General features: G+C 65.3%; 27 protein-coding genes. 17 read left to right on the top strand and 10 right to left on the bottom strand.

What is annotated here, in order from left to right:
* Nucleotides 1-149: 149 nt before the first annotated feature.
* From IF803_RS21855 to IF803_RS21830, 6 genes are all read left to right on the top strand, one after another.
* Nucleotides 150-926 (top strand): 16S rRNA (uracil(1498)-N(3))-methyltransferase, encoded by a 777-nt coding sequence (locus tag IF803_RS21855; protein WP_461193433.1) that lies wholly within the window; start codon nt 150-152, stop codon nt 924-926.
* 326 nt (nt 927-1252) lie between these two features.
* Nucleotides 1253-2419, top strand: a complete 1167-nt coding sequence (locus IF803_RS21850) for an ATP phosphoribosyltransferase regulatory subunit (protein WP_461193432.1) — start codon at nt 1253-1255, stop codon at nt 2417-2419.
* Complete coding sequence (hisG, locus tag IF803_RS21845; protein WP_461193431.1) at nt 2416-3393, top strand: ATP phosphoribosyltransferase; 978 nt, start codon at nt 2416-2418, stop codon at nt 3391-3393. The genes IF803_RS21850 and hisG overlap by 4 nt, the downstream gene beginning before the upstream one ends.
* Before the next feature lie 142 nt (nt 3394-3535).
* On the top strand, nt 3536-4582 hold the full coding sequence (locus IF803_RS21840; RefSeq protein WP_069278244.1) for a glycosyltransferase family 2 protein: 1047 nt from the start codon (nt 3536-3538) through the stop codon (nt 4580-4582).
* A complete protein-coding gene (locus tag IF803_RS21835; RefSeq protein ID WP_461193430.1) occupies nt 4579-5421 on the top strand; it encodes a ChbG/HpnK family deacetylase in 843 nt (280 codons plus the stop codon). Before IF803_RS21840 ends, IF803_RS21835 begins: the two co-directional genes overlap by 4 nt.
* A 181-nt stretch (nt 5422-5602) precedes the next feature.
* Nucleotides 5603-6463 carry a DUF2076 domain-containing protein gene (locus IF803_RS21830; RefSeq protein ID WP_461193429.1) on the top strand — a complete coding sequence of 287 codons (861 nt, stop codon included), beginning with the start codon at nt 5603-5605 and terminating at the stop codon, nt 6461-6463.
* 209 nt (nt 6464-6672) lie between these two features.
* Here IF803_RS21830 and IF803_RS21825 read toward each other — a convergent pair whose 3' ends face one another.
* Nucleotides 6673-7479, bottom strand: coding sequence for a L,D-transpeptidase family protein (locus IF803_RS21825; protein ID WP_304498750.1), 807 nt, complete (start codon nt 7477-7479; stop codon nt 6673-6675).
* Nucleotides 7480-7790: 311 nt separating this feature from the next.
* Between IF803_RS21825 and IF803_RS21820 the strand changes: the two genes are divergently transcribed.
* The 3 genes from IF803_RS21820 to IF803_RS21810 all read left to right on the top strand — a co-directional run bounded on the left by IF803_RS21820 (nt 7791) and on the right by IF803_RS21810 (nt 10019).
* Nucleotides 7791-8567: a protein phosphatase CheZ gene (locus IF803_RS21820; protein ID WP_028341092.1), complete on the top strand. Its 777-nt coding sequence runs from the start codon at nt 7791-7793 to the stop codon at nt 8565-8567.
* 505 nt (nt 8568-9072) lie between these two features.
* Complete coding sequence (locus IF803_RS21815) at nt 9073-9552, top strand: hypothetical protein (protein WP_461193428.1); 480 nt, start codon at nt 9073-9075, stop codon at nt 9550-9552.
* A 203-nt stretch (nt 9553-9755) separates the two neighbouring features.
* Nucleotides 9756-10019, top strand: a complete 264-nt coding sequence (locus IF803_RS21810; protein ID WP_028341093.1) for a hypothetical protein — start codon at nt 9756-9758, stop codon at nt 10017-10019.
* A 182-nt stretch (nt 10020-10201) separates the two neighbouring features.
* Here IF803_RS21810 and IF803_RS21805 read toward each other — a convergent pair whose 3' ends face one another.
* A complete protein-coding gene (locus IF803_RS21805; protein ID WP_028341094.1) occupies nt 10202-10720 on the bottom strand; it encodes a hypothetical protein in 519 nt (172 codons plus the stop codon).
* Nucleotides 10721-11037: 317 nt separating this feature from the next.
* On the opposite strand from IF803_RS21805, the gene IF803_RS21800 reads away from it, so the two are divergent.
* From IF803_RS21800 to IF803_RS21790, 3 genes are all read left to right on the top strand, one after another.
* Complete coding sequence (locus IF803_RS21800; RefSeq protein ID WP_018269780.1) at nt 11038-11334, top strand: co-chaperone GroES; 297 nt, start codon at nt 11038-11040, stop codon at nt 11332-11334.
* A 204-nt stretch (nt 11335-11538) separates the two neighbouring features.
* Complete coding sequence (groL, locus tag IF803_RS21795) at nt 11539-13185, top strand: chaperonin GroEL (RefSeq protein ID WP_028341095.1); 1647 nt, start codon at nt 11539-11541, stop codon at nt 13183-13185.
* 90 nt (nt 13186-13275) lie between these two features.
* Nucleotides 13276-13566: a hypothetical protein gene (locus IF803_RS21790; protein WP_461193427.1), complete on the top strand. Its 291-nt coding sequence runs from the start codon at nt 13276-13278 to the stop codon at nt 13564-13566.
* Between the two features lie 478 nt (nt 13567-14044).
* Here the strand turns inward: IF803_RS21790 and IF803_RS21785 are convergent, their stop codons facing one another.
* Entirely contained in the window at nt 14045-14413 is a 369-nt protein-coding gene (locus tag IF803_RS21785; protein ID WP_461193426.1) for an antibiotic biosynthesis monooxygenase family protein, read from the bottom strand.
* Between the two features lie 98 nt (nt 14414-14511).
* Between IF803_RS21785 and IF803_RS21780 the strand changes: the two genes are divergently transcribed.
* Nucleotides 14512-14988, top strand: a complete 477-nt coding sequence (locus IF803_RS21780) for a MarR family winged helix-turn-helix transcriptional regulator (protein WP_461193425.1) — start codon at nt 14512-14514, stop codon at nt 14986-14988.
* 108 nt (nt 14989-15096) lie between these two features.
* Nucleotides 15097-16296: a hypothetical protein gene (locus IF803_RS21775; protein ID WP_461193424.1), complete on the top strand. Its 1200-nt coding sequence runs from the start codon at nt 15097-15099 to the stop codon at nt 16294-16296.
* Nucleotides 16297-16314: 18 nt separating this feature from the next.
* On the opposite strand, the gene IF803_RS21770 is transcribed toward IF803_RS21775, so the two are convergent.
* The gene (locus IF803_RS21770) at nt 16315-16512 is read right to left on the bottom strand and encodes a hypothetical protein (protein ID WP_028341100.1); all 198 of its coding nucleotides are present in this window, start codon (nt 16510-16512) and stop codon (nt 16315-16317) included.
* Between the two features lie 248 nt (nt 16513-16760).
* Between IF803_RS21770 and IF803_RS21765 the strand changes: the two genes are divergently transcribed.
* Nucleotides 16761-17288 carry an ester cyclase gene (locus IF803_RS21765; protein WP_461193423.1) on the top strand — a complete coding sequence of 176 codons (528 nt, stop codon included), beginning with the start codon at nt 16761-16763 and terminating at the stop codon, nt 17286-17288.
* Nucleotides 17289-17479: 191 nt separating this feature from the next.
* On the opposite strand, the gene IF803_RS21760 is transcribed toward IF803_RS21765, so the two are convergent.
* A complete protein-coding gene (locus IF803_RS21760) occupies nt 17480-17959 on the bottom strand; it encodes a PaaI family thioesterase (RefSeq protein ID WP_461193422.1) in 480 nt (159 codons plus the stop codon).
* Complete coding sequence (locus IF803_RS21755; protein WP_461193421.1) at nt 17916-18554, bottom strand: bifunctional transcriptional activator/DNA repair enzyme AdaA; 639 nt, start codon at nt 18552-18554, stop codon at nt 17916-17918. Before IF803_RS21755 ends, IF803_RS21760 begins: the two co-directional genes overlap by 44 nt.
* 207 nt (nt 18555-18761) lie before the next feature.
* Here IF803_RS21755 and IF803_RS21750 point away from each other — a divergent pair, with 207 nt between their 5' ends.
* On the top strand, nt 18762-19439 hold the full coding sequence (locus IF803_RS21750; protein ID WP_461193420.1) for a hypothetical protein: 678 nt from the start codon (nt 18762-18764) through the stop codon (nt 19437-19439).
* Nucleotides 19440-19499: 60 nt separating this feature from the next.
* Here IF803_RS21750 and IF803_RS21745 read toward each other — a convergent pair whose 3' ends face one another.
* Entirely contained in the window at nt 19500-19916 is a 417-nt protein-coding gene (locus IF803_RS21745; protein ID WP_461193419.1) for an META domain-containing protein, read from the bottom strand.
* Between the two features lie 156 nt (nt 19917-20072).
* Nucleotides 20073-21743: an L-lactate permease gene (locus tag IF803_RS21740; RefSeq protein ID WP_028341106.1), complete on the bottom strand. Its 1671-nt coding sequence runs from the start codon at nt 21741-21743 to the stop codon at nt 20073-20075.
* A gap of 311 nt (nt 21744-22054) precedes the next feature.
* Here IF803_RS21740 and IF803_RS21735 point away from each other — a divergent pair, with 311 nt between their 5' ends.
* Nucleotides 22055-23800: an ABC transporter ATP-binding protein/permease gene (locus tag IF803_RS21735; RefSeq protein WP_461193418.1), complete on the top strand. Its 1746-nt coding sequence runs from the start codon at nt 22055-22057 to the stop codon at nt 23798-23800.
* 198 nt (nt 23801-23998) lie between these two features.
* On the opposite strand, the gene IF803_RS21730 is transcribed toward IF803_RS21735, so the two are convergent.
* Both IF803_RS21730 and IF803_RS21725 read right to left on the bottom strand, forming a co-directional pair.
* On the bottom strand, nt 23999-24994 hold the full coding sequence (locus IF803_RS21730) for a TorF family putative porin (RefSeq protein WP_026192245.1): 996 nt from the start codon (nt 24992-24994) through the stop codon (nt 23999-24001).
* A gap of 496 nt (nt 24995-25490) precedes the next feature.
* Nucleotides 25491-25919, bottom strand: coding sequence for a histone (locus IF803_RS21725; protein WP_461193417.1), 429 nt, complete (start codon nt 25917-25919; stop codon nt 25491-25493).
* Nucleotides 25920-26085 lie beyond the last annotated feature (166 nt).

The raw sequence follows: 26085 nt of genomic DNA, 5'->3' as shown, positions 1-26085 counted from the left end.
CCCCTTTGGACTAAAGAAATGACTTGGTGACTGAAGCAATATATCGACGCCTCCTTACTACCCGGCCGGCGAGTTCCTGACGAGTCCGCGGGATTACGGTGTCGCATAGTTTGGTAAACTTGCCACACCGCAATAAAGCCGCCTCGGACATGCCTGAACACGATTTTCGCAGCCCTCGCCTGTTTGTCGATGCCCCGCTCGGCGCCGGCGCAACCGTTCCGCTCGAACGCGACCAGAGCAACTATCTCGGCAACGTGCTGCGGCTTAACGCCGGCGACAGCGTGCTGGTGTTCAACGGCCGCGACGGCGAATGGCGCGCGGAGATTTCCGGCCGCAAGCGGGCCGACATGCTGACGGTATCAGCGCAGACCCGCGCGCAGGACCGCCTGCCCGACGTCAGCTATGTGTTCGCGCCGCTGAAGCATGCGCGCCTCGATTACATGGTGCAGAAGGCGGTCGAGATGGGCGCCGCGCGGCTCGTGCCGGTGCTGACACGCTTCACCCAGGTGTCGCGGGTCAATAGCGAGCGGATGCGCGCCAATGTGGTCGAGGCCGCCGAGCAATGCGGCATCATCTCGCTCGCCGAGGTCGCCGATCCCGTACCCCTCGAACGTTTCCTGGCGGGGCGCGATCCGGCGCGGCTGCTGGTGTTCTGCGACGAGGCCGCCGAGGTCGAAAGCCCGGTGCGGGCGCTACAGGCGGCAACGGCTGCGAACGCCGGCATCGATGTCCTGATCGGCCCGGAAGGCGGCTTCGCCGAGGAAGAGCGCGCGCTGCTGCTGCGCCAGCCCGCCATCCTCCGCCTCGCCCTCGGCCCGCGCATCCTGCGCGCCGACACCGCCGCCGTCGCGGCGCTGGCACTGGTGCAAGCCGCACTGGGGGATTGGCGAGGAAATGGGCCACACACTCCCTCCCCGTCATCCTGAGGTGCGAGCCTCTTCGGCGAGCCTCGAAGGATGCACGGCCCGGCTGGTGGCCGTCGATCCTTCGAGGCTCGCTGCGCTCGCGCCTCCAGCGACAAAGGCGAAGCCTTTGCGCCCGGATGACGGAACCTGCAGCTCGTTTGCCCGATGAAAGCGGAGGACAAACATCTTCCCCTAGCCAAGCCGTCGCAAAATCGTTAACGAACCCAATCATTAAGCCACTTGGCCGATCCCTGTCGAAAGCATGGGCCGACCGTGCTAAGGGCTCCGCAAACACCACCTATGGAACCCGCTCTGGAACGCGATTTCGGAGCGAATTGGACGTCGAGATGACCGAAGCTGCCGCACCACGATCCGCCGCCGGATCCGCCGTCTGGGCGGATGCGCTGCTGGCCTCGTTCGCGCAGGCCGGCTATCAGAGGTCCGAGCCCGCGATCCTGCAGCCGGCCGAACCGTTCCTCGATCTCTCCGGCGAGGACATCCGCAAGAGCCTGTACCTGACGACGGACCCGGGCGGCGAGGAGCTCTGCCTGCGCCCGGACCTCACGATCCCGGTGGCGCGCGACTACCTCGCGTCGCCGCGCGCCGGCCAGCCGGCGGGCTTCAGCTATCTCGGCCCGGTGTTCCGCTATCGCGGCGGTGCGCCGAGCCAGTTCCTGCAGGCCGGCATCGAATCGTTCGGGCGGCAGGACCGCGCCGCGGCCGACGCCGAGATGCTGGCGCTGGCGCTGGAGGCGACCACGGCGTTCGGGTTGAAGGACGTCGAGATCCGCACCGGCGACGTCGCGCTGTTCAACGCGCTGATCGATGCGCTCGACCTCTATCCGGTGTGGCGGCGCCGGCTGATCAAGGACTTCAACCGCAAGGTCTCGCTGACCGACGACATCGAGCAGCTGACGCTCAAGACCGCGCCGGGCCGCAACGAATATGAGGGCGTGCTCGCTGCACTGGCCGGCTCCGACCGCAAGGCGGCGCTGGCGCTGGTCACCGATCTGATGTCGATCGCCGGCACCACCAATGTCGGCGGCCGCACGGTCGCCGAGATCGCCGACCGTTTCCTCGAGCAATCGACGCTGAAGGGCGGCGCGCTGCCGCGCGATGCGGTCGCGACCATCAAGCGCTTCCTGGCGATCGCGGGCGATCCCGACGACGCGGTCGCGCAGCTGCGCGCGCTGGCCGCCGACGCCAAGCTCAACCTTGCCGCCGCGATCGACCAGCTCGAGAGCCGAATCGGCTTCATGGCCGCGCGCGGCATCGACATCCGAAAGACCCGGTTCTCCACCGCGTTCGGCCGCGGCCTCGACTACTACACCGGCTTCGAGTTCGAGCTGCACGCCAAGGGCAACGGCGCCGAGCCGCTGGTCGCCGGCGGGCGCTATGACGGACTGATGACGCAGCTCGGCTCGGCGAGCCCGATCCCCGCGGTCGGCTTCTCGGTCTGGATCGAGGCGATGACCCGGCATGGCGAGGCCACCTGCTTCGGAGGCGCCCAATGAGCACGCCCTTCGTCGTCGCCGTGCCCTCCAAGGGGCGGCTGCAGGAAAACGCCGAAAGCTTCTTCGCCCGCGCCGGGCTGACCTTGTCGAAGGCCGGCGGCGCCCGCGACTATCGCGGCACCATCGCCGGCGTCGACAATGTCGAGATCGCCTATCTCTCGGCGAGCGAGATCGCGGCCAATCTGGCCCGCGGCTCGGTGCATCTCGGCGTCACCGGCGAGGACCTGGTGCGCGAGAGCATTCCCGATGCCGACAAGCGCGTGCTGATGATCGAAGGCCTCGGCTTCGGCTATGCCAATGTCGTGGTCGCGGTGCCGCAGGCCTGGATCGACGTCCGCACCATGGCCGATCTCGACGACGTCGCAAGCGGCTTCCGCGAGCAGCACAATCACCGCATGCGGGTGGCGACCAAATACATCAATCTGACGCGCGGCTTCTTTGCCAGGCACGGCGTCGGCGACTACCGCATCGTCGAAAGCGCCGGCGCCACCGAGGGCGCGCCCGCCGCCGGCACCGCCGAACTGATCGTCGACATCACGACGACAGGTGCGACGCTCACCGCCAACGGGCTCAAGGTGCTCGACGACGGCGTCATGCTGCGCAGCCAGGCCAACCTCGTTGCGTCGCGGGATGCCGACTGGTCGACCGGCGCCCGCGAGACCGCGCGCGTCATCCTCGACCACATCGCGGCGCGCGCCCGCGCCACCAAGTATCGCGAGGTCCGCACCCGCTTCGCCGGCTGCAACGATGCGCTGCTGTCGGAGGCACATAACCGCTTCGGCGTCGTCGCCCCGTTCGGCGGCCCGACCTCGTCGGGCATGCTTACGCTGCACTGCCCACCGGGCAAGCTCTACGCGCTCGGCAGCTTCCTGCGCGAGCACGGCGCCGAAACCGTGTCGGTGGTGTCGCTGGACTATGTGTTCGACCGCGAGAACCCGCTGTTCGCCCGGCTTGAGGCGTTCCTGCGACAATGAGGCGGCCACGCCGTTCATGTTGGCGACAGCTGCCCTGCGGTACCATATTGTGTTCGAGGGATCTCTCGTTTTGACGCGGCTTCTTCGTGCGCGGCGGAAGGTCATTTCGCTCGAAAAACGCTCTAGTTCCGGAACCTGACCGATGATGCTGGGCTCTGACGTTTCCAGCCTGACCACGACCGCCAAGACCGCCGCCGGGCAGGGTCTGTCGATCGTCGTGCCCGTCTACAACGAGGCGGCCGGGCTTGCGGCGCTGCATGAGCGGCTGGTCAGCCTCGCCAGGACGCTGCGCGCCCGCTACGGCCTCGCCTGCGAGGTGATCTATGTCGATGACGGCAGCGCGGACAACACGCTGATGATCGCGCGCGGCCTGCCCGCCGACGGGCTCGACCTGCAGGTGGTATCGCTGTCGCGCAATTTCGGCAAGGAGGCGGCGCTGATGGCCGGCCTCGACCACGCCCGCCGCGGCGCGGTGCTGTTCATGGATGGCGACGGCCAGCATCCGCCGACGCTCGTGGAACAACTGGTCGCACACTGGATCGATGACGGCTACGACGTGGTCTACACGGCGAAGGCGCATCGCGACAATGAATCGGCCGCGCGGCGGCTGGCCGTGCGCGGCTTCTACGCGCTGATCAACTGGGGCGCCCGGCAGCAGATCCCGGAGGATGCCGGCGACTTTCGCCTGCTGTCGCCGCGCGCGGCCGCGGCGCTGCGGCAATTGCCGGAGCGCAACCGCTTCTTCAAGGGCCTCGCCAGCTGGATCGGCTTCAGGCAGATCCGCGTCGATTACGAGCCGGCGCCGCGCGCGCATGGCGTCACCACCTTCAATGCCGGCCGGCTGATCGGCCTGTCGATCGAGGGCCTGACCTCGTTCTCGGTGGCGCCGCTGCGTTTTGCCAGCCTGCTCGGCGCGCTGCTCGCCGGCGCGGCGTTCCTGTTCGGCCTCTCGATCCTGTGGGAAGTGTTGACCACCGGCAAGCAGGTCCCCGGCTATCCGTCGCTGATGATCGGCATGATGACGATCGGCGGCGTGCAGTTGATCATGATCGGCATCGTCGGCGAATATATCGGCAAGATCCTCTCCGAGCTGAAGGCGCGGCCGATCTACTTCGTCGCCGAGCACACCGAGAAGCACGCCGACGGCGGCGCGGCGCAAAATGCCTCCGAGCGGACCGCCGCGGAATGAACACCGATACGCCGCGCCGCGTCTGGCTGTGTGCTGACGATTATGGCTTGAGCGACGGCGTCAACCGCGCGATCCGCGATCTGATCGAGCGCGGCCGCCTCAATGCGACGTCGGTGATGACGGTGACGCCAGCGATCGGCCGGGAGGCTGCGGCCGCACTCACGGCGTCGGTGGCGAACAGCCCGCGCTGCGCGATCGGGCTGCATGTGACGCTGACCGCGCCGTTCCGGCCGCTGACGATGCATTTCCGCCCGCTCGACGGCGACATGTTCCTGCCCTTCCCACGGCTGCTGCGCGCCGGGCTGATGCACCGGCTCGACGCCGAACTGGTCCATGCCGAGGTGCTGGCGCAGCTCGACGCCTTCCATGATCTGTTCGGCCGCGCCCCCGACTTCGTCGACGGTCATCAGCACGCGCAGCTGTTCCCGCAGGTGCGCGACGGCTTCCTGCGCGCCGTGAAGGAGCGCGCGCCCGATGCCTGGGTGCGGCAGTGCGGACGCGAAGGGCCGCTGGCGCGCCAGCTGGCGGCGCCGAAGGCGCTGGTGCTGAACGTGCTCAGCACGCAATTCCGGATCAAGGCACAGCGAGCGGGCCTGCGGTTCAATCCGGCCTTCGCCGGCGCCTATGATTTTACGCGCGGCAATGATTTCGCGGCGCTGATGCAGGGCTTCCTCGAGGGCATGCCGGAGGACGGGCTCGTGATGTGCCATCCCGGTTTCGTCGACGAAACGCTGAAGAGCCTCGACCCGCTGACGACGCAGCGCGAGACCGAGCATGCCTATCTGGCAGGCGACGATTTCCCCGCGCTGCTGGCCCTGAATAAAGTTACACTGGCCTGAACCGGTCCCTACCCCGCATCAAGTGCGGGGCAGGCTTCGCTCGAAAACGCTTTAAGGTTCACGAAAAACCGCCGGTCGTATTGTCGCATACATAAATTTAATTCTGGCCCCCACTCCTTGCGCCACAAAGCCCGTCATACATCCCGGACGCGCCGATTCGATCGGCGCGATGGAGAACGCCATGACACCGCAAGAACGCCAACTGATCGACGATCTCTTCGACCGGCTCGCCAAGCTGGAGAATGCCCCGCGCGACGGCGAGGCCATGTCCGCGATCGTGCAGGGCCTGCGCAGCGCGCCGAATGCGGTCTACGCGCTGGTGCAGACCGCGCTGGTTCAGGACGAGGCGCTGAAGCGCGCCCATGATCGGATCCAGGAACTCGAGGCCGCGGTCGGCCAGCAGCAGGGAGCCCAGCAGCAGGGCGGCGGTTTCCTCGATTCGATGCGCGACGCGATCTTCGGCGGACAGGGCCAGCAGCACGGTTCGGTGCCGCCGGTGCGGGCGCCCGACATGGGCGGCCGCGATCCGGGCGGTCGCCCGGTCTGGAACTCGGGCCAGGCGATGCAGCAGGCCGGCGGCGGCCAGCCCTACGGCCAGCCGCCACAGCAATACGGTCAGCCTTACGGCGGCCCGCAGCCTCCGGCCTTCGGCGGCGGCGCTCCCGGTGGCGGCGGCGGTTCGTTCCTCGGCACCGCAGCGGCGGCCGCGGCCGGCGTGGTCGGCGGCGGACTGTTGCTCTCCAGCATCCGCGGCATGATGGGTGGCGGCAGCCACCAGTCGATGGCCGATGCCGGCGGCCTCGGTGGCGGTTCGCGTCCCTGGGGCGGCGACCAGTCGTCGAGCAACCTTGCCCGTGACGCCGGGATCAACGATGTCAGTTCGTCCGGTCGCGACAGTGATTCCGGCTCGCGCGCCGGCGCGTTCGACCAGGCGCAGGCCGACCGGGACAGTGACGATGATCAGGACGCCGACGACTTCGACGACAATGACGACGGCTTCGATGGTGGCGGCGGCGACGGCGACGACAGCAACTACGCGTAAGCGCGATCGCTGAAACGACAACGGCCGCTCCAATCGAGCGGCCGTTTTGATTCCGTCGTCCCGGCGAAAGCCGGGACCCATAACCACGACCGTGCGGGATTTGACACGGCTGGGGCTACAGCTTCTCTCAATAACAACCGCCTGTGGTTATGGATCCCGGCTTTCGCCGGGACGACACCATCTTTGGGGCAGCTGCTTCAAAACCAACCTCACATCACGACGACCTTGGCCCCGACATTGACGCGGCCGTAGAGGTCGATGACGTCCTCGTTGCGCATCCGGATGCAGCCGGACGAGACGTTGGTGCCGATCGTCCAGGGCTCGTTGGAGCCGTGGATGCGGTAGAGCGAAGAGCCCAGATACATCGCGCGGGCGCCGAGCGGATTTTCCGGGCCGCCTTCCATGTGCCGCGGCAGGTCGGGACGGCGCGCCAGCATTTCCGGCGGCGGCGTCCAGGCCGGCCACTCCTTCTTCGCCGAGATCGTCTTCACGCCGGCCCAGGTGAAGCCGGGCCGGCCGACGCCGATGCCGTAGCGCAGCGCGCGGCCGTCGCCCTGCACCAGATAGAGAAACTTGTTCGGCGTATCGACGACGATGGTGCCGGCGCCTTCCTTGCCGGAATAGTCGACCAGCTGCTTTTCGTATCTCGGATCGAACGGACGCTGCGCCGGATCGCCCGCGGCCTCTTCCTGCTGCCGCAGCATCTGCTGCTGCGGATCCATCGGCGGCAGCTGACGGTTGCCGTAATAGCCGGGCTGTTGCTGATACATCGGCTGCGGCGAATACCCCTGCGACGACGGCGCATCGCCGAACAGGAATTCGATGAAGCCGCCGCCCATGTTGGAGCGCTGCGGCTGCACATAGGCGGTGCGCATCGGCGGCTGCGGAGCGCCCTGATTGGCATAGATGACGGCGGGCTCGGCGGGCGCTGCCGCGTCGATCGCCATGGCGTGATGGGGAACGGCAATAAGAGAAGACGCGCCGGCGAGCAGCGCAAGCGTGGTTTTCCTGAACATCGACGTACTCTGTACTGGTTTCGTCGTGACGTGATGCGCGAGGGCGCCGACTTTGCGCCGTTGCACGTGGTCAATAAGCAATGAAAACCGCATCGGTTTGGTAAACGGATCGGCCGTTTCGATTCACCACGTCGGCGATGGAGCGCGGTTTTCCCTGACAGCGTTTATTTTGCGTGAACGGCGCGGCGACATGGTTAATCGCCGGTAGCGCCGCGCTTGCGCGCTATCCGCGCAAACAGTTCCGGCGTGAACCTGACGTTAAATCACCTCTCGCTAGAACGGACTTCAGTGAAGGGGCGGGAATGAAAATCATGTCAGTGAAGCGCAAGCGTTTTCGTGTCGAGCAGGCGATGGGCGAGGTTGTGATGCCGGAGCCGGATGTTTCCAGCGGCGCCGATCTCGGTCCGATGCATCGCGAGATCATGGCCGAGCTTCGCTCGATCCGCGCCCAGATGGCCGCAGCGCCGGCACAGCGCACCGGCGACAGCGTCGATGCCGCGGTCGCCCGCGAAGTCGCCGAGACCCACGCACTGCTCGAGACCTACCGCGCGCAGGTCGAACAGTGCGAGAAGCTCAAGGTCGAGCTCGACCTGATCCACGACGCGATCAGCCGCACCAAGCGCGAGATTGCCGTGCTGCACGGCAAGAGCTTCAACGGCGAGGAGATGGCCAAGGTCAATGGCGAGCTCGGCGCCGTGGTCGGCGGCACCGAACAGGCGACCCAGCAGATCCTCGAGGCGGTGGAGGCGATCGACCAGGCCGCGAGCGCGCTCGCGAACAACGTCACGCCCGACCAGCAGAAGCGGCTCAGCGAAGATATTCAGGAGCGCGTGGTCTCGATCTTCGAGGCCTGCAACTTCCAGGACCTCACCGGCCAGCGCATTAGCAAGGTGATGCAGACGATGAAGTTCATCGAACAGCACATCAACGAGATGATGAACATCTGGGGCGGCGTCGACGCCATCAAGTCGCACGTGCCGGCGATCGTCGATACCCGCGAGGGCGATGCCCGCCTGCTCAACGGCCCGAAGCTCGACGGCGACGCCGGCCACGCCTCGCAGGACGATATCGACGCGATGTTCAACTGAGCGATCGCAACTTGAGAATACAAAACGCCGGCCTCGAGGGCCGGCGTTTTTGTTTGAGCGATGATCTCACGCTCGCAGCGGGTCACCGGAGATGGACGAACCGCCCGAATCGCAGCCACCACATGCAGTTTGTGCCAATTGCGACAATTGGAAATTTACTGGCAGCTTTGGCGTCGCTGACGCATACTGTGCGCGAGGGGAAATTGTCATGCGTATGCCGGGAGCCAACATTGGGTGCCGGTCGCATGGGACTACCGGAGTAAATCCGGTCGTCCCCGCACGGGGCTTGTACGTCCACTCATCACACCATCACAGGTTCGCGGCCGCTCGCCGTGCGTATCCAACGAGGGCGAACTGCCATCTCTCGCACGCTGCTGACGCGCGAGGTCGCCTTTTGTAGCTGTGACGATGAGCTTTCATTCATTCGCGCTGACCGCGTCCGCCTTGTTATCGGATCACTGATTTTGGGGGGAGCCACTGGAGTACTCAACACTGGAGATTGAACATGACGCAAGGAATTGTCAGGAATACTGCAATTGCGCTCTCGACTTTCGCTTGTGCGACACTGTTCTCCGTCACCTGGTCTGAGCAGGGCGGCATTTCGGCTTCGGTCGAAAGCGCCCAGGCGCGTGTGGGCCGACCGCTGACGCCCGTGAGCGTCGCGGGCGTTGCGCGTCGCCAAACCCGGCGCGCCGCGTACGGATACGGGGTTGGCGCGGGTGTCGCCGCTACGGCAGCCGTCGCCGCAGCGGCCGCTACCGCGCCGGCCTATTCCGGCTGGGGCACAAACGATTGGACCAATTCGTATGCCGCCCAGACGGATCCCTACTTTGGCCAGCCCTACTATCCGGCACGAGCCTACCAAAGGATCAGTCCGTATTACGGATACGCCGGATGGACGGAGTACAAGACAGCTAATGGCATCGGCTGCGAACCTGGCACGATGACGAAGATGGCTGACGGCCGCATGTACGTCTGCCAGTGACGTCGGCGCAACGGCGCTCCAGGAGGGCGGCTCGTTGAGCCGTCCTCATTCTTGATGAGGCAAATCGATCTCACGGAGCGACGGGTCGCGCCCGCCGTTGATCTACGTCAACGTCACCTCCCCCTTGCCGCTGAAGATAACCTTGGGCCGCATCTGAAGCGGCGCCATCACCTTTCGGTTCGCGTGCGATGAGGAGGATCACCATGCGTCGGACGAACATTCTCTCGACCAGGTCCGTGACGCTTGCGGGCGTTGCGGCGAGCCTCATGTTGGGGATCGCCGGTGTCGCCGTCAGTTCAGCACCGGCCAAGGCCGTGGTTTACTGCACCTATGTCGGTTATCCGCAGGGTTGCGTGGCGAGGGCGGGCGTCGTGCTCAGGCCGCGTCCGGTGGCGCGCGCCGCGGTCCGTCACAATGCGGGCGGCAACCTGAATGGCGGCGTCAATCGGGTTGGCGTGCGGCGATAAGACAGTTGTTTGCGGCGCCGGATGAATGGGTGTCGCCGCACACGCGGATCGCGAGAGGATCACTCGCGAAGAGAGACCCCTCACCCGGATTGCATCTGGCGATGCAAGCCGACCTCTCCCACAGGGGGAGAGGTGCGCCGACTGTGCGGCGCTATGTCGGCAGATAGCTCGAAGTCCCGCCGTTACGCCCTCGGGGCGCAGCGGACATAGACCATGTTGCCGTAGCGGACCCCGGCGTCCTTGTCGACGAAGCGGGTGATCATGACGCGGCCGTCGAACGAAACGATCTCGCGGTCCTGCTCGCCGGGCGTCGGTCCTGGCGGGCCGATATAGTTCTTGCCGCTCGGGGAACCCTTCAGCCGCAGTTCCTGCGGGGTGGCCTGGTCGGCCAGATGCATGATGACGCCGCCGTTCTGGCCGGCGCCGATCACGTAAGGCTGCTTGCACTGGCCGCGCGCGGCGGCCTCGGTGCGGGCGCGGTCGGCGGGATTCTGGAACGAGGCGAGACCCCAGCGGCCGACGATCTCGTCGGCGCGGATGCTTGCGGGCATTTCGGGGGCTACGCCCGGCTCGGCTGGCGCCGGCTCAGGATTCGACGACAACGACGGCAGGCTCATGCTGCCGCACGCCCCCAAGAGTGTCGTCAGCGCCGAAACAGCCGCGAACCGTGCGACCAATCGCGCGTTGAGTGACCTGATCATATGCATCCCCCGACTATGTCCCGGCCGCACCCGTCCTGCAGCCAAGCGTAAAACTTAAGGCGGAGCAATGACGTCTGACAAAATTACGTCATCGCTACGATTTGGTTTCTGGTCCACCATCCTATATTGGCCTCACCAAGGCCTTAACCCGTTTGCTTGACAGAAACTGCGCCAAGCCATATTTCCCGGCCCACAATTAGCACTCTCGCACCACGATTGCTAAGAGCGCCGGGCGTCCTGCCCAGCGCCGACCGGCCGGCATCCAACGCCGGTCCCGATGAACCGGACCTGAAACCGAGCCTCCAAGAGGGAACGTCATGGCTAAATCCACCTTCCGCCCCCTGCACGACCGCGTCGTGGTCAAGCGTATCGATGCCGAGGAGAAGTCCAAGGGCGGCATCATCATTCCCGACTCGGCCAAGGAGAAGCCGTCCCAGGGCGAGATCGTCGCCGTCGGCCCGGGTGGCCGCGACGAGGCCGGCAAGCTGATCCCGATCGACCTCAAGGTCGGCGACCGCGTGCTGTTCGGTAAATGGTCGGGCACCGAGGTCAAGCTCGACAACCAGGAACTCCTGATCATGAAGGAGTCCGACATCATGGGCGTGCTGGCGTAAGCGCCACGACCAATTCGAGAGCGCCCACTCTCTCCGCCGTCATGCCCGGACCTGATCCGGGCATCCATCAAGCTTCGCAAGATTCTCGCAAGGACGATGGATTGCCGGGTCATCTGGCACGAAGACGCACTTCGTGCTTTCGCCCGGCAATGACGGGCGCAGATGCCGGGCGACCGCATCCAATCATTCCAGGAGTTCAAATCAATGGCTGCCAAGGACGTAAAATTCGCCGGAGAGGCCCGCGACCGCATGCTGCGCGGTGTCGACGTGCTCGCCAACGCCGTGAAGGTGACGCTCGGCCCGAAGGGCCGCAACGTCGTCATCGAGAAGAGCTTCGGCGCTCCCCGCATCACCAAGGACGGCGTCACCGTCGCCAAGGAGATCGAGCTCGACGACAAGTTCGAGAACATGGGCGCGCAGATGCTGCGCGAGGTTGCTTCCAAGACCAACGACACCGCCGGTGACGGCACCACCACCGCGACCGTGCTGGCGCAGGCCATCGTCCGCGAGGGCGCCAAGTCGGTCGCCGCCGGCATGAACCCGATGGACCTGAAGCGCGGTATCGACACCGCGGTCGCGGCCGTGATCAAGGACATCGAGAAGCGCGCCAAGCCGGTCGCCTCCTCGTCCGAAGTCGCCCAGGTCGGCACCATCTCGGCCAATGGCGATGCCGCGATCGGCAAGATGATCGCGCAGGCGATGCAGAAGGTCGGCAACGAGGGCGTGATCACCGTCGAGGAGAACAAGTCGCTCGAGACCGAGGTCGATATCGTCGAGGGCATGAAGTTCGACCGCGGCTACCTCAGCCCCTACTTCATCACCAACGCCGAGAAGATGACCGCCGAACTCGAGGATGCCTACATCCTGCTGCACGAGAAGAAGCTGTCCGGCCTGCAGTCCATGCTGCCGGTGCTGGAAGCCGTGGTGCAGTCGGGCCGTCCGCTCTTGATCCTCGCCGAGGACGTCGAGGGCGAGGCGCTGGCGACCCTGGTCGTCAACCGCCTGCGCGGCGGGCTCAAGGTCGCCGCCGTCAAGGCGCCGGGCTTCGGCGATCGCCGCAAGGCGATGCTGGAGGACATCGCGATCCTGACCGGCGGTCAGCTGATCTCCGACGACCTCGGCATGAAGCTCGAGAGCGTCACGATCAACATGCTCGGCCGCGCCGGCAAGATCGTGATCGACAAGGAGAACACCACGATCGTCAAGGGCGCCGGCAAGAAGAAGGACATCGACGCTCGCGTTGGCCAGATCAAGGCGCAGATCGAGGAGACCACCTCGGACTACGACCGTGAGAAGCTGCAGGAGCGCCTCGCCAAGCTCGCCGGCGGCGTTGCCGTCATCAAGGTCGGCGGCGCGACCGAGGTCGAGGTCAAGGAGAAGAAGGACCGTGTCGAGGACGCGCTGAACGCGACCCGCGCCGCGGTGCAGGAAGGCATCGTGCCGGGCGGCGGCGTCGCGCTGCTGCGCGCCAAGAAGGCGGTCGGCCGGCTCACCAACCCGAATGCCGACGTCCAGGCTGGCATCAACATCGTGCTCAAGGCGCTCGAAGCTCCGGTCCGCCAGATCTCGGAGAACGCCGGTGTCGAGGGCTCGATCGTGGTCGGCAAGATCCTCGAGAACAAGTCGGAGACCTTCGGCTTCGACGCCCAGACCGAGGACTATGTCGACATGGTCGACAAGGGCATCATCGACCCCGCCAAGGTGGTGCGCACCGCCTTGCAGGACGCCTCCTCCGTAGCCGGCCTGCTCGTGACCACCGAAGCCATGGTCGCCGAACTGCCGAAGGACGCGGCGCCGGCAATGCCGGGCGGCGGCATGGGTGGCGGAATGGGCGGCATGGGCGGCTTCTAAGCCTCCCACATCCCCATCGAGATCGAAGGCCGCCTCCGGGCGGCCTTCTTTTTTGCAGTTTGATTACGATCGGGATGCAAGGATCATCGCATGTCCCGCGACGCCAAATCACTGACGTCAACGCTCGTGCTGTTCTACGCGATCGGCACGTTGCTCGCGGTCGGCGCCTATGCCCTGGACAGCATCGATGATCTTGCGGTCGTCTTGACGTTCTGGCTCAGGCAAACGCTGACGTTCGTCGTCCTCGGCGCGGGCTATTGCGTCTATTACGTCATTTCCGGTTCTGCCGGTCATCGTCCAAAAGCGCCGCTGCGATTTCTGGACATATCGTTTCTGGCCGCTGCTGCCACGCTCGGGGTTGGCATGCTCGTGCACAGCTGAGCGATCCTTGACGCAACTCATCGTCCGCCGCATCACCACGCGAACGGCGGATTACGCCTTCGGCTAATCCGCCGTACCGACTCGTTCATGAGGATCGAGTTAGACGCTGTCCCGAAAGCAGCTGCGCTCCCTCTCCCGCTTGCGGGCAGGGCTATCGCATATGCCCCTTGGCGACCGCGCAAGTGCTTGGCCTCGTGGTTCGAGACGCGCCGCAAGCGGCGCTCCTCACCATGAGGGTCTACTATTGTGCCGCAAAACAAGACCTCATCCTGAGGAGCCCGCCGAAGGCGGGCATCTCGAAGGATGGCCACGAGGGCACCGCCACGACATGCGATAGCCCTGCGCTTGCGGGGGAGGGTTGGGGTGGGGGTATCTCCACGATCGAGAACCTTCGTGGGGAGAGAACCCCCACCCGCCGCAAGCGGGAGAGGCGAAGCGAGTCTGCGGAGAGGTCGCATCAACCAAAAATCATCACAGCTTACGCGACGCAGATGTCGGCCACCGCCACCTTCTGGAACAAATGCGGCGAGGCCACCGCCGAGGCGGGATAGGCCGAAAGCTTGGCCCTGAACTCGGGGTTCATGAAGGCGGCGCGGAAGGCGGCGGTGGATTCCCAGACCGCGTAGTTCAGATAGGCCGGGCTCTCGCCGATCGCGCGGTGCAGCTGGGTCGAGATGAAGCCCGGCTGCCGCTTCATGATGGCGGCGTCGTCCTGCCAGGCCTTGAGAAAGGTGTCCTCGTCGGCCGCATCGAGCGTGAAGAGGTTGACGAGCACCACATTGGTGGCATCGACCGCGAGCTGGCGGTCGATCGGGAAAGCGGGGTCCAGGGGGCGCATCTGCGGCATGGTCGGCTCCGTTCGATATGGTGTTATGATGTCATTCCGTTATGATGGATACATATAGAAATTGACATTATGATGTCAATACGTTTATATGGTGACAAATGCCGAATGCAAAACGAACGCCGGCGGGCGAAGCCCTGAGCACCCTGATTCCCGACCTGTTCAGGCTCAACAGCCTGCTGTTCACATCAGGCGACCGGCTGGTGGCCGGGCTCGGACTGACCAGTGCACGCTGGCAGATCCTCGGTGCCATCGTCGCCGCCGAGCGCCCGCAACCGGTCGCATGGCTTGCGCGCGACCTCGGCGCTGCCAGACAGAACGTGCAGCGGATCGTCAACGATCTCGAGCGGGACGGGCTCGTCGCCTTCGAAACCAACCCGCATCACCGCCGCGCCCAGCTCATCGTACTGACCGCCAAGGGGCGGCAAAGCTTCGACGCGGCGATGCGCCTGCAGCTGCCCTGGGTGAACGGCCTCGCCGACGGGCTGTCGATGAAAGACCTCGAAACCGTGGGTCGCGTCGTGACGGTGCTGCGCGGCCGGCTGGAGAGCGGCCAGGAACCTGACGAACGCACATGACCGCGATCGCGGCGCGAGGCCGCCGTTAGGCGGCCTTCTTTTTTGGCCAATAACATGGAGGTTTGCTAGTTACGACGGAACCGATTCTGCCCTTCGAGGACTTATCGTATGCGCGCGCTCCCGCTCCTGCTGCTCGGTCTTGCCGTCGCCTCGGCGCCTGCTCTCGCCCAGATGAAGCTGCAATCGAAGGCGGCGCCCGCCAGTGGCCCCGAGACGCGCTATTTCACCTCGATCGACGGCCTGATGGACGGCAATGCCGATGTCGTGCTGAAGGAAACTCGCCAGGGCAAGACCGTGACCGCGGCGGTGCTCGACGTCTGTTATCCCGCCGACAAGAGCTCCGACCGCAAGGACCGCTTCGTCGCCAACCTGACCGTCAGCGGCCAGACGCTTTCCGGGACCGCCCAGAGCGTCGCCGACAAGCAGCCCGTCACCGTCAAGCTGAACCGCAAGCAGAGCGGCGACGGTTTTGAGTTCCGCGGCCAGATCACGATCGGCCAGACCGTGACCGAGGTCGCCTCGACGGACAATTCCGACCTCAGCGAGAAGGAATTCCAGGACAACCAGGCCACCGAGGACGGCATCACGCCGCAGCCGAAGGATTTCACCGACGTTTCGCCGGAATCGATCGGTGTGCGGGTAAAGCTCGACGCGGCGGCGGATTTCCTCAAGAGCCTGAAGGGCGAGGCCGTCGAAATCGGCACCTCCAGCCTCGCGGTGACCTGCGATGCGATGCGCGCCGGCGAGCAGACCATCAACCTCACCGTCGACCCCGAACACGCCGGCGCGCTGCTCGCCAAGGCAAAATCGGCGCCCGGCGTGACCGCTGCCGGCTGGACCAGCGGCGTCGTCGAGATGGACCGCACCATCCGCTTTGCTGCAACCGATTGGCGCGAAGGCGACAAGATCAACAAGGACAAGCTGGCAACCGCGATCGCGGGCGTGCTGGCGAAGGCGCTTGCCGCAAAGCCCGCCTCGGCGACGTGGAATGCGAACACCGGCAAGCTCAAGCTGGTGCTGAAGCGGCCCAGCACGATCTACCCGGCACTCGGCCTCACCCAGAATTACGAGGTCACTGCCCTGGTCTCGCCCGACAAGCCCGGAAGTTCTGACCGGCTGATGCTGTGGGTCTCGAGCCCCACCGTCTCGACATCGGACGACAGCGCCGGCGCCAAGCTGAATCTGTCTGACGATTCCAGCAGCGACGAGGAAGGCAGCGAGACCAGGGACGACAACGGCGCGATCGACGCGCTGCTCAAGGAGTTCAAGGGCCAGCGCTGGGACGCCGACAAGTCGGTGTGGCGATAAGGCCGCCGCTGTCTTGGGTTAAGCCGCCCGCGTCTTCAACGGCACGACGTTGTCGTGCACCGTCTTCGGGGTGGCGTCCGGACCGGACTGAAGCATCCCGTCGCTTCTGACGAACAATTCAGAACGGGGCTCGATCGCAGCGCGATCGAGCAGCGCCCGCAGTTCGGGACGAAGCCCGTCGCCGCGCGGCGCGGCGATCGCATCGAAGTTGCGCATGATGTTCTCCCGTGTGATCGCGAAGACGGTCTCGCGTTCGCGTTCCGCGAACCACCCGCTTCCCGATTCCGCGACGACGATCGAGAAGCGGTGCTAAGCGCCATATCGACACAGCGGAATCTCGCTTGCACGCCGACCGAGCGCCCGATCTGAAATCGGGTGGCACGACACACGCCTCCAAATGTTCACTGCGCGCATCGACAGAACGCCGGCCGCGATACCGGCAACGCGCAAATGGAGACGAAGAGATGTCAGAGGAAAACAAGAACGTCGTCGGCCGGTGGTTCAAGGAGTTCTGGGGCAACCCCTGGAATCCGCGGATCATCAACGAGCTCGCAACGGCAGACATTGTTGTGCACTACCCGATGCACGAGCCGAAGCGCGGCCGCGCCGCGGTCATGAAGTTCATGACCGAATTTCGCGAAGCGTTTCCGGATCTCAATTTCTGGGGCGTCGGCGATCTCATCGCGGAAGGCGATCTCGTCGTCGGCCGCTGGGAAGGCGGCGGCACCCACACGGGACCTGCGTTCAGCGACTTCCGGCTCGGCTCGCTGCCGGCGGCCTCCGGCCGCAAGATGACGTTCGCCGGCACCACCGTGCTGCGCGTGCAGGACGGACGGATCGCCGAGGAGCTCGGACAGGAAGATGCGATCACCGCCATGCTTCAGCTCGGCCTCATCCGCCTGCCCGAACACGACGGAGCCGCGGCACGGCCGGGCGGCGAACTGCCCGCCGGCTGGAACAACATGCCGGGATATCCGGAGGGGCCACGCTGAACACGGCTGGAGTGCATGGCTCCATCGACAATCGCATCATCACTACCCCAACGCGCTTGATGCGTGTTCGGGTAATGCAATCGATCGGTGCGGTGAACTTGAAGATCTCTAAGCCGTAAGCTTGCTGGAGGCATTCCAATGTTACTGCGCCGGCATCGCATCTCCCGATGCAATGCCGGCGCAGTCTCTCCCTAGCGCTCGGCGTCAAGAGGGAAGATCAGGCACGTCGTCGTGCCGTGGGCCAGCAGCCGGCCCTGCTCGTCGGTGACCCTGCCTTCGGCGGTGCCGATGCGGCGGCCGCAATTGAGCACTTGGCCTTCCGCTCTGATAGGGCCGGTGTCAGGCGTGATCGGACGCACCAGCGAGATCTTGAACTCGAGCGTGGTCTGGCTGGTGCCGGCATCGAGCGTCGACTGCACCGCAAGCCCCATGCAGCTGTCGAGCAGCGTCGCGGTGAGGCCGCCATGCACGGTGCCCGCCGGATTGAGATGCGCGTCGGTCGGCACCAGCGTGACGACGACGCGGCCGCGCTCGGCCTCGGCGACATCATAACCGAGTGTCCGCGCGATGGTGTTGAGCGGCAATGCGCCGCTGGCGAGGCCCTGCACGAATGCGAGACCGCTCATCTCACGTTTCTGTTCCGCACTGACGGTGCCGTAGCTCTTGGCCATTGCCGATCTCCATCGGGGTTCGTTGCATCGTGACGGCTGGCCGCTTGCGCCGCAGCGACGCGGCGGAGCGGCCGTAGAGTTTTGCGAATGCGGCATTCATGCGCCGCGCGCTGGAGAAGCCGGCGTGCTGCGCCACCAACGCAAGCGACAGCTCGCTGCCGTCGATCAGGCGCTTGGCGCGCTGCACGCGCAGCGACAGCGCGACCTGGAGCGGCGAGGCATCGAGATGCTCGGCGAACAGCCGCGACAGGTGCCGCGCGCCGACACCGAGCCGCCCCGCCAGCGCTTCGACATTGCCGCGGTCGAGCGCTCCTGCCTCGATCAGCGCCAAGGCACGCTCGACGGTGGTCCTGGTGCCCTTCCACGCCGGACAGAACGGCGCCGCCTCGGGACGGCAACGCAGGCAGGGCCGGAAGCCGGCGCGCTCGGCCGACGCGGCGCTGCCATAGAACCGCACATTGCGCGCGAGCGGCGTGCGCGCCCGGCAGACCGGGCGGCAATACACGCCGGTGGTCTTGACCGCGACGAACACGATGCCGTCCCACGCCGGATCGCGGCGTTGAAAGGCTGCATATTGTGCGGCGAAATCAAGCATGCGACCGCTATAGCCCCGCCGGCGCGCCGCGACGACCCGCTTTGCGGAGACGACGTCCGGAAACGACCGCTGAATGCAGAAGAAACCCGGGCAACTACGGGGGCCTGCGACCAAAAGACTTCGTGCTGCCGCAGTTCGGTCACCGAAAATTAAGGCTCGATTTAGTTTCGAGGATCATGCTTCGCGCCATCGAACACAGGTCACGCCATGCAAGACCGCGAGCCGATCAGTCCTGCGAGCATCTGGCCAACAGATGTGACGGAGGGGCATTCGCCGGCACAGACGGCGGACCTCTGGGATGTCACCGGCGAGAACCACGACGCCGCCCTGCTGCTGCGGGAGCCGTTTGCCGACCGCATCGGCACCGCGCTCTTGGCAGCCACCGCGCTCGCCGCAAGCTTCGTGCTGGGATGGACCGGCGGAGCCAACTGGCACGACCTCGCAGCTCCCGCCCCGGTGCCGGTGGCCCAGAAGGAGGCGCCGGCCCCGCACATTGCGGACGTGGCGCCGAGCCGAAAGAACGAGGGCCCGCGCCGGGCCGCGTCCAACGCCGACCCCGTCGTCACCGGCAGCATTCCGAGGACCACGCCGGCCGGCCCGCGCCCGCTCGCCTTGGGCGCCGCGCCGACGACCTTGAATGCACAAGCCGCTGCATTGGGGCCGAAGCAGCCGCAGGCGGCGGCGCCGGAGACGCGGCCGAGCACCCTCCCCGGATGGTCGGTGGTCGAAGTCCGCGACGGCACCGCCGTGCTCGAGGGGCCCGAGGGCGTCAAGATGGCCGCGCGCGGCGACGTCGTCCCCGGCCTCGGACGGGTCGATTCCATCGTGCGCTGGGGCAACCGCTGGATCGTCGCCACCGCAAGCGGACTGATCGCAACGCCCTGAGCGTTTTGTCTTGACGCGTTTTCTTGACGCGAACCGGCGTCCGCTTCGCCCGATAACGCTTTAGTTGGTGTTGATCACGAAACGCAGCGACTTGCTGCCGGTGAAGGTCACCTCGTCACCGTGCCGCCGCCAGCCCGTCATGTCGCCGAGCGCCGCCAGCAGATCCTTGTCGGCCTGCGCCCGCTCCGGCGTGCAGGTGCGGTTCTCCATCGCGCCGGGAACGAAGACGATGGTGTCGCCGGCCACCGAAAACTGGCCCTTGCCGCCGTCGCACCACAGCTCGAGGATCACCTCGCCATTGTCTCCGACCTCGATCGAGGGAATCCGCTTGGAGCCCGGCATGCGCGCGGCATCGAGCGTCATCACGAAGCCGAACGGGAACTCCTCCTGGGCCCACGCCGGACCCGCGCCGAGGGCCGCGGCAACCAGCGCCAACGCGGCGATGCCGCCGCTCAAACTTCGCCTCATCGAAATCATGCCAATCCTCGAAATGCGACGCGCAACTGCGGGCCCCTTCTATGGGAGCAGAGCGCGATTGGCCAGATTGGCAACGCCGGAAAATGTGCTTGAAAAGCAAATCCCCGCGAGCCGTCCGCTCGCGGGGATTCCTGGTTCGCCAGACGCGTCGCGGCGCTATTTCAGCACCAGCAACGTGAACGGATAGACATAGGCCTGCAGCGTCACGAACAGGCCGACCAGACACGCCAGCACGATCGAGTGCAGGAACACGTAGCGCAGGATCGAGCCCTCGTGGCCGTACCAGTTGGTCGCGGTTGAGGCGACCACGATCGATTGCGCGTCGATCATCTTGCCCATCACGCCGCCCGAGGAGTTCGCCGCCGCCATCAGGATCGGCGACAGGCCGAGCTGCTCGGAGGTGATCTTCTGCAGATTGCCGAACAGCACGTTCGATGCGGTATCCGATCCGGTCAGCGCCACGCCCAGCCAGCCGAGCAAGGTGCCGAAGAAGGGATAGAGCACGCCGGTCGCGGCGAAGGCGAGGCCGAGCGTCGCGTCGACGCCGGACAGCCGGGTCAGCGTGCCGATCGCCAGCATCGCCGAGATCGTGATCAGCGAGATCGCGCAGAGGCGGATGGTACGGCCATACTCGGCGATCAGCTTGAGCGGCGAGAAGCCCATCAACAGACCCGAGATGATCGCGGCGATCAGCATGCCGGTGCCGGTGAACGACAGATAGGTGAAGCCGAACACGGCGCCTTCCGGAGTCGGCTTGGCAGCCACCGGCGGCACCTTGAAGATCAGCTTGTCGAGCTCGGGGACCGGATAGTTCCAGACGAAGTTGGCGTTCGCCCAGGCCTTGAAGGCACCGTTGCCCCAGATCAGCATCAGGATGCAGACGATGATCCACGGCAGCAGCGCGCTCCACATTTCGCCCTGGGTCAGCGGCGTCTTGTCGAGCGGCGGTGCGGCGGCCATCGTCGCCGCCGATTCATCGCGGCCGCGCAGCGCCGGCGACAGCCACAGCTGCCGCGGCTGCCAGACCTTCAGGAACAGGATCAGGGCTCCCATCGAGATGAGCGAGGCGCCGATGTCGACGATCCAGGGATTGATGTAGTTGGAGATCACGAATTGCGGGACCGCAAACGACACGCCGGTGACCAGGATCGCCGGCCACACCTCCTTCATGCCGCGCCAGCCGGCAAACGCCCACACCACCCAGAACGGCACGATCAGCGAGAACAGCGGCAGCTGCCGGCCGACCATCGCGCCGAGGATATAGGGGTCGAGCCCGGTGACCGAGGCGAGGCCCTGGATCGGCGTGCCGAGCGCACCGTAGGCAACGGGTGCCGTGTTGGCGATCAGCGACAGGCCGGACGCGGCGAGCGGCGAGAAGCCGAGCCCGATCAGCACCGCGCCGGTGATCGCGACCGGCGTGCCGAACCCGGAGGCGCCCTCGAAGAAGGCGCCGAACGAGAACGCGATCAACAGCAGCTGCAACCGCCGGTCCTCGGTGACGCCGCCGACCGCGCGCTTGAGCAGCTCGAACTTCCCGCACCTCACCGTGACTTGGTAGAGGAAGATGACGTTGAGCACGATCCAGCCGATCGGGAAGAACCCGGTGATCACGCCGAGCAGCGTGGCGCGGATCGACATGTTGGCCGGCATGGTGAAGACGAAGATCGTGATCAGGTTGGTCACGATCACGGCGATGATGGCGGCAATGTGCGCCTTCACCTTGCCGCTGGCGATCAGGACCAGCAGCGTGACCACGGGAATGGCGGCCGCGACCGTCGACAGCGCCGCATTGCCCAGCGGGTTGTAGATTTGATTCCAGGTGTTCATCTCGGGATCCTTCCCACATTTTTTATGCAGCGCGCCGGCCTGCATGCGGGCAGGCGCGACTGGTGCGATTGCGGGAGTCCGTCGGAAAATCTGCAGCCCCGGCTCGCGAATGAACGATCGGTAAGGATCGCTCACATCCTCGCGAAAAATCGAAGGTCCCCCGCCCCTCGCCGTTGTCCTCATGCTAGGGTTGACTCGATTGCCGGGACAAGCCAACGCTTGCATACCAGACCTACGACTTTAGTCGAGGATCACCCCGATTGTTCCGATTCTTCAGGCCTTTGCGGCCCCTTCCCTGGAGACGATAATCTGTGAACAACATTCGCTCGACGCTCGCGACCGTGTGGCGCATCGCCTCGCCTTATTTCAGCTCCGAGGACAAATGGGCGGGCCGCGGGTTGCTTGCCGCGGTGATCGCGATCGAACTCGCGATCGTCGGCATCAACGTCCTGCTCACGCAGTGGAACAACCGCTTCTACAACGCGCTGCAGGAACGCAATTGGGACTCCTTCGTCAGCGAGATCATCTATTTCTCCGTCCTGGTCGCCTTCTTCATCCTGCTGGCGGTCTACCAGCTCTACCTCAATCAATGGCTGCAGATCCGCTGGCGGCAATGGATGACGACGCACTATCTCGGGGACTGGCTGCGCCAGGCCAATCACTACCGGATGCAGCTGCAGGGCGACGCTGCCGACAACCCCGACCAGCGCATGACCGACGACGTCAAACTGTTCGTCGATCGCACGCTCACGCTCGGCCTCGGCCTGTTGAGCTCTGTCGTCACGCTGGCGTCCTTTCTCACACTGCTGTGGGGCCTTTCCAATGAGGCACCGCTGCATTTGTTCGGTACGGAATATTCAGTTCCCGGCTACCTTGTCTGGTGCGCGCTGATCTATTCGGCGCTCGGCACCGTGCTGACCCATCTGATCGGCTGGCCGCTGGTCGGCATCGATTTCAAGCAGCAGCAATATGAAGCCGATTTCCGCTTCAACCTGGTGCGCGTACGGGAGAACTCCGAGCAGATCGCGCTGCTGCAGGGCGAACCGGCCGAGCGCGAGCGCCTGCGCGTTCGCTTCGGACGCGTGGTGGAGAACTGGATCGCCCTGATGAACCGGACCAAGAAGATCACCGCGTTCACGGCGAGCTATAATCAGGCCTCGGTGATCTTCCCCTATGTGCTGGTGGCGCCGGCCTACTTTGCGCAAAAGATCCAGCTCGGCGGCATGATGCAGACCGCATCGGCGTTCTCAAACGTCCAGGGCGCGTTCTCGTACTTCGTCACCATCTATCGTCAACTGGCCGAGTGGCAGGCCGTGGTGAACCGCCTTGATGGATTCGAGGCAGGGATCGCGACGGCATCGAACCTTGCCAAGCGCGACGATCGAATTCATGTCACGCCGACGCCGGGCGGCGGCGGCGTCAGCCTGCAGGACCTGGTGCTGCGGCTGCCCGACGGAACGCCGCTGCTGAACGCGGACCGGTTCGACTTCCGCAAGGGCGAGCGCACGCTGATGACCGGCCCCTCCGGCGCCGGCAAGTCGACGCTGTTCCGCGCCGTGGCCGGCATCTGGCCGTTCGGCGATGGCGCGGTCAAGATCCCGGCCAATGCCAGCCTGATGATGCTACCGCAACGTCCCTATCTGCCGATCGGCTCGCTGCATGACGCCGTCGTCTATCCGGGCGAGGCCACGCAATTCGATGCCGGACGGGTCCGCGAGGTCCTCACCGCCGTCGGGCTGCCGCAGCTTGCGGCGCGGCTCGAGGAGCAGGCGCACTGGAACCGGATGCTGTCGCTCGGCGAGCAGCAGCGGCTCGGCATCGCGCGGGCGCTGCTGCATGCGCCGCAATTCCTGTTCCTGGACGAGGCGACGGCCTCGCTGGACGAGCCGGCGGAAGCCGCGCTGTACAGGCTGATTGCCGAAAGGCTGCCCGGCACCACGGTGGTTTCGATCGGCCACCGCTCGACGCTCGATGCCTTCCATCAGCGCAATGTCACGCTGGTCCGCGACGGCGACCGCTTCACCTTGCGCGACGCGGTCAAGGTCGCCGCGTCGTAGGCGAACGAATTTGGATTGAAGCGGCCCGACCGTGGACTCGGTTCACCTCTCCCTCATCGGGGAGAGGTGAAGCCCGGCGGCTCAAGCTAACTTCATTCATGCCTTGGCGGCTCGACGGTGATGCGGCCACCGCAGGCCGCGTAAAACAAAAGGGGCGGCAGATTGCTCTGCCGCCCCCTCGATCCCCGGAAGGGAAGATTACTTCAGGTTGGACATCGCGGTCAGGTCGACCGAGAGCTTGGCGATACCCGCCGCGCCGCACCAGTTGGAGCCCGTGCCGCCCGGATTGATCGGGGTCACGTTGGTATTGCCGCCCGCGGTGAAGTCGCTGGTGAAGGCGCTGCAATCACCCTTCGACATGTCGGTGTCGGAGTAGCGCAGATCGAGCGTGAACACCTTGTAGGTGAAGCCGATGCCGATGTTCCAGGTGTTGTAGTCGGCATACTTGATGCCGTTCGGGAAGGCCGGAACGCCGTAGAAGCTGTCCGAGGTGCCGAGCCACTGCCGGCCGAACTCACCCGACACATACATGCCGACGCCGCTGGAACCGAACACGGTGCTGGGCGCGGTGTACTTGCCGATGATCGACGAGTAGTTGCCCCAGGCGCCGGTGTTGAGGAAATTCGGCGAGTAGTACTCGTTGATGGTGAACGCCCAGTTGTCGTTAATGGTCCAGGTCGCCTTGCCGTAGACTTCGAAGAACGAGACGTCCTTCTTCATCACGTTGAAATTGGTCAGAGTGTTCGCCTGGCATTCTGCGCTCAGCGGATTGCCCGCGAAGTCGGCCACGGCACCGCCGCCGTAGTAGCAGGTTCCACCCGGATACAGGTAACCCCAGACACCGATGTCGAAGGCGAAGGCGCCGAAGGTCGGGCGGATACCGCCGTAGACGTCGACTTCAGCCGCGGCGCGGTTGGCGAAGGAGATGCTTTCGGTCGACGTACCGACGTAGAGCTGCAGGTCCTTGCTGACGTTGTAGCGCGGCTCGAAATAGGCGGTGACCGACGGATTGTGGTTGGACTGGGTGACGCCGCGGAAGATGTAGTCGCTCATGATGCCAGCGCCAAAGGCGATGTCCCACGGGTCGAACGGAGCCGGCGGCGGCGCCTTGACGGCCTTCACCGCCATGTCAGCTGCCATTGCCGAGCTCGAAATCATTGCTAGCGCCGTTGCTAACAAAGCCAGTTTCTTCATGACGATCCCCATCTAACTTTTCCAGACAGCCCAGCTCCGGTGGCCCCCAGGGCGCGCGCTAACGGACTGCAACTAAATCGCGTGGATCAATCTGAGGCCCGTGCACGGTACCGTGAAGCCAAAAAGACATGCATGTGCCGCCTTTTTAGGCGTTCTAGCCATCTTGCCGCATGTTGATTTGCGGGTGTTGCATTTGCACCACAAGACTGCGGCTCCCGCACCGGTTGAACGGATCATCTGGAGAGGGAAACGGCAACAGTCGGCCCGGCGCGAGAGCATCGGCGCGAATCGCCGTGCCCGCAAAAGCACGGATCGTCACCGCACCTACGGAAGAAGCCGCAGCGTGGCGCGCTGCGGCTTCGATCAGTTGAACTTCGGCAATGTGGCGGCGGCCTAGAGCATTTTCGGTTCTGATTGAATCAGAACCGAAGCTCTAGATTCTTGTTTTGACGCGTTTTCTTCACGCGAACCGGTGCCCACTTCGCTCGAAAACGCTCTAGTGGTGCTCGCCCCCGTCGGCCGACCCGGCAATCCAGCCCGGCGCCGGTTCGTGGCTCGGTGTGGCCCAGCTCGGAGCCGGCTGCGGCTCGGGCTCGGGCGCCGGGGGTGCCGCGACCGGGGCGGCCGGCTTCGGCGCGGCGGCCTTCTTCGGAGCAGCGGCCTTCTTCGGCGCGCTCTTCTTGGCGGCGGCTTTCTTGGCGGCTTTCTTGGCGGCCTTCTTCGGCGCAGCCTTCTTTGCAGCTTTCTTTGCCGTTTTCTTTGCGGCTTTCTTGGCCGACTTCTTCGCCGATTTCTTTGCAGTCTTCCTGGCGGATTTCTTCGCAGCCTTCTTGGCCGACTTCTTCGCGGACCTCTTCTTCGCCGCTACCACCTTCTTGGCCTTTTTGGCCTTCTTGCTTTTCTTCGCCTTCTTCGACTTCGCCATCGTGGTCCTCCTGTTGCCGCTATCTGAGTCCACCGGGCGCATTGAAGTGATCGCTTGCCGGACGTTGGCTGCACCTCGAGGAGAGGCACTCTCCACTTCGCTTGTCGGGCATGATGGCCGCGCGATCGCTTCGCGTCTGTGGCAAGGAAGCGCCGGTCCTTCACGC

It is taken from the genome of Bradyrhizobium sp. UFLA06-06 (assembly GCF_054820065.1).
The sequence above is the reverse complement of the archived record's forward strand: the minus strand, read 5'-3'. Positions and strand labels throughout refer to the sequence as shown.

What these genes read in the sequence shown, in the direction of transcription:
- IF803_RS21790 (WP_461193427.1), top strand. Translation starts at nt 13,276, where the DNA reads ATGTCCCGCGACGCCAAATCACTGACGTCAACGCTCGTGCTGTTCTAC.
- IF803_RS21780 (WP_461193425.1), top strand. Translation starts at nt 14,512, where the DNA reads ATGCCGAATGCAAAACGAACGCCGGCGGGCGAAGCCCTGAGCACCCTG.
- IF803_RS21725 (WP_461193417.1), bottom strand. Translation starts at nt 25,919, where the DNA reads ATGGCGAAGTCGAAGAAGGCGAAGAAAAGCAAGAAGGCCAAAAAGGCC.
- IF803_RS21740 (WP_028341106.1), bottom strand. Translation starts at nt 21,743, where the DNA reads ATGAACACCTGGAATCAAATCTACAACCCGCTGGGCAATGCGGCGCTG.
- IF803_RS21840 (WP_069278244.1), top strand. Translation starts at nt 3,536, where the DNA reads ATGATGCTGGGCTCTGACGTTTCCAGCCTGACCACGACCGCCAAGACC.
- IF803_RS21850 (WP_461193432.1), top strand. Translation starts at nt 1,253, where the DNA reads ATGACCGAAGCTGCCGCACCACGATCCGCCGCCGGATCCGCCGTCTGG.
- IF803_RS21770 (WP_028341100.1), bottom strand. Translation starts at nt 16,512, where the DNA reads ATGCGCAACTTCGATGCGATCGCCGCGCCGCGCGGCGACGGGCTTCGT.
- IF803_RS21855 (WP_461193433.1), top strand. Translation starts at nt 150, where the DNA reads ATGCCTGAACACGATTTTCGCAGCCCTCGCCTGTTTGTCGATGCCCCG.
- IF803_RS21730 (WP_026192245.1), bottom strand. Translation starts at nt 24,994, where the DNA reads ATGAAGAAACTGGCTTTGTTAGCAACGGCGCTAGCAATGATTTCGAGC.
- IF803_RS21785 (WP_461193426.1), bottom strand. Translation starts at nt 14,413, where the DNA reads ATGCCGCAGATGCGCCCCCTGGACCCCGCTTTCCCGATCGACCGCCAG.
- hisG (WP_461193431.1), top strand. Translation starts at nt 2,416, where the DNA reads ATGAGCACGCCCTTCGTCGTCGCCGTGCCCTCCAAGGGGCGGCTGCAG.
- IF803_RS21805 (WP_028341094.1), bottom strand. Translation starts at nt 10,720, where the DNA reads ATGATCAGGTCACTCAACGCGCGATTGGTCGCACGGTTCGCGGCTGTT.
- IF803_RS21755 (WP_461193421.1), bottom strand. Translation starts at nt 18,554, where the DNA reads ATGCTTGATTTCGCCGCACAATATGCAGCCTTTCAACGCCGCGATCCG.
- IF803_RS21820 (WP_028341092.1), top strand. Translation starts at nt 7,791, where the DNA reads ATGTCAGTGAAGCGCAAGCGTTTTCGTGTCGAGCAGGCGATGGGCGAG.
- IF803_RS21830 (WP_461193429.1), top strand. Translation starts at nt 5,603, where the DNA reads ATGACACCGCAAGAACGCCAACTGATCGACGATCTCTTCGACCGGCTC.
- IF803_RS21775 (WP_461193424.1), top strand. Translation starts at nt 15,097, where the DNA reads ATGCGCGCGCTCCCGCTCCTGCTGCTCGGTCTTGCCGTCGCCTCGGCG.
- IF803_RS21745 (WP_461193419.1), bottom strand. Translation starts at nt 19,916, where the DNA reads ATGATTTCGATGAGGCGAAGTTTGAGCGGCGGCATCGCCGCGTTGGCG.
- IF803_RS21835 (WP_461193430.1), top strand. Translation starts at nt 4,579, where the DNA reads ATGAACACCGATACGCCGCGCCGCGTCTGGCTGTGTGCTGACGATTAT.
- IF803_RS21750 (WP_461193420.1), top strand. Translation starts at nt 18,762, where the DNA reads ATGCAAGACCGCGAGCCGATCAGTCCTGCGAGCATCTGGCCAACAGAT.
- groL (WP_028341095.1), top strand. Translation starts at nt 11,539, where the DNA reads ATGGCTGCCAAGGACGTAAAATTCGCCGGAGAGGCCCGCGACCGCATG.
- IF803_RS21765 (WP_461193423.1), top strand. Translation starts at nt 16,761, where the DNA reads ATGTCAGAGGAAAACAAGAACGTCGTCGGCCGGTGGTTCAAGGAGTTC.
- IF803_RS21800 (WP_018269780.1), top strand. Translation starts at nt 11,038, where the DNA reads ATGGCTAAATCCACCTTCCGCCCCCTGCACGACCGCGTCGTGGTCAAG.
- IF803_RS21815 (WP_461193428.1), top strand. Translation starts at nt 9,073, where the DNA reads ATGACGCAAGGAATTGTCAGGAATACTGCAATTGCGCTCTCGACTTTC.
- IF803_RS21825 (WP_304498750.1), bottom strand. Translation starts at nt 7,479, where the DNA reads ATGTTCAGGAAAACCACGCTTGCGCTGCTCGCCGGCGCGTCTTCTCTT.
- IF803_RS21760 (WP_461193422.1), bottom strand. Translation starts at nt 17,959, where the DNA reads ATGGCCAAGAGCTACGGCACCGTCAGTGCGGAACAGAAACGTGAGATG.
- IF803_RS21810 (WP_028341093.1), top strand. Translation starts at nt 9,756, where the DNA reads ATGCGTCGGACGAACATTCTCTCGACCAGGTCCGTGACGCTTGCGGGC.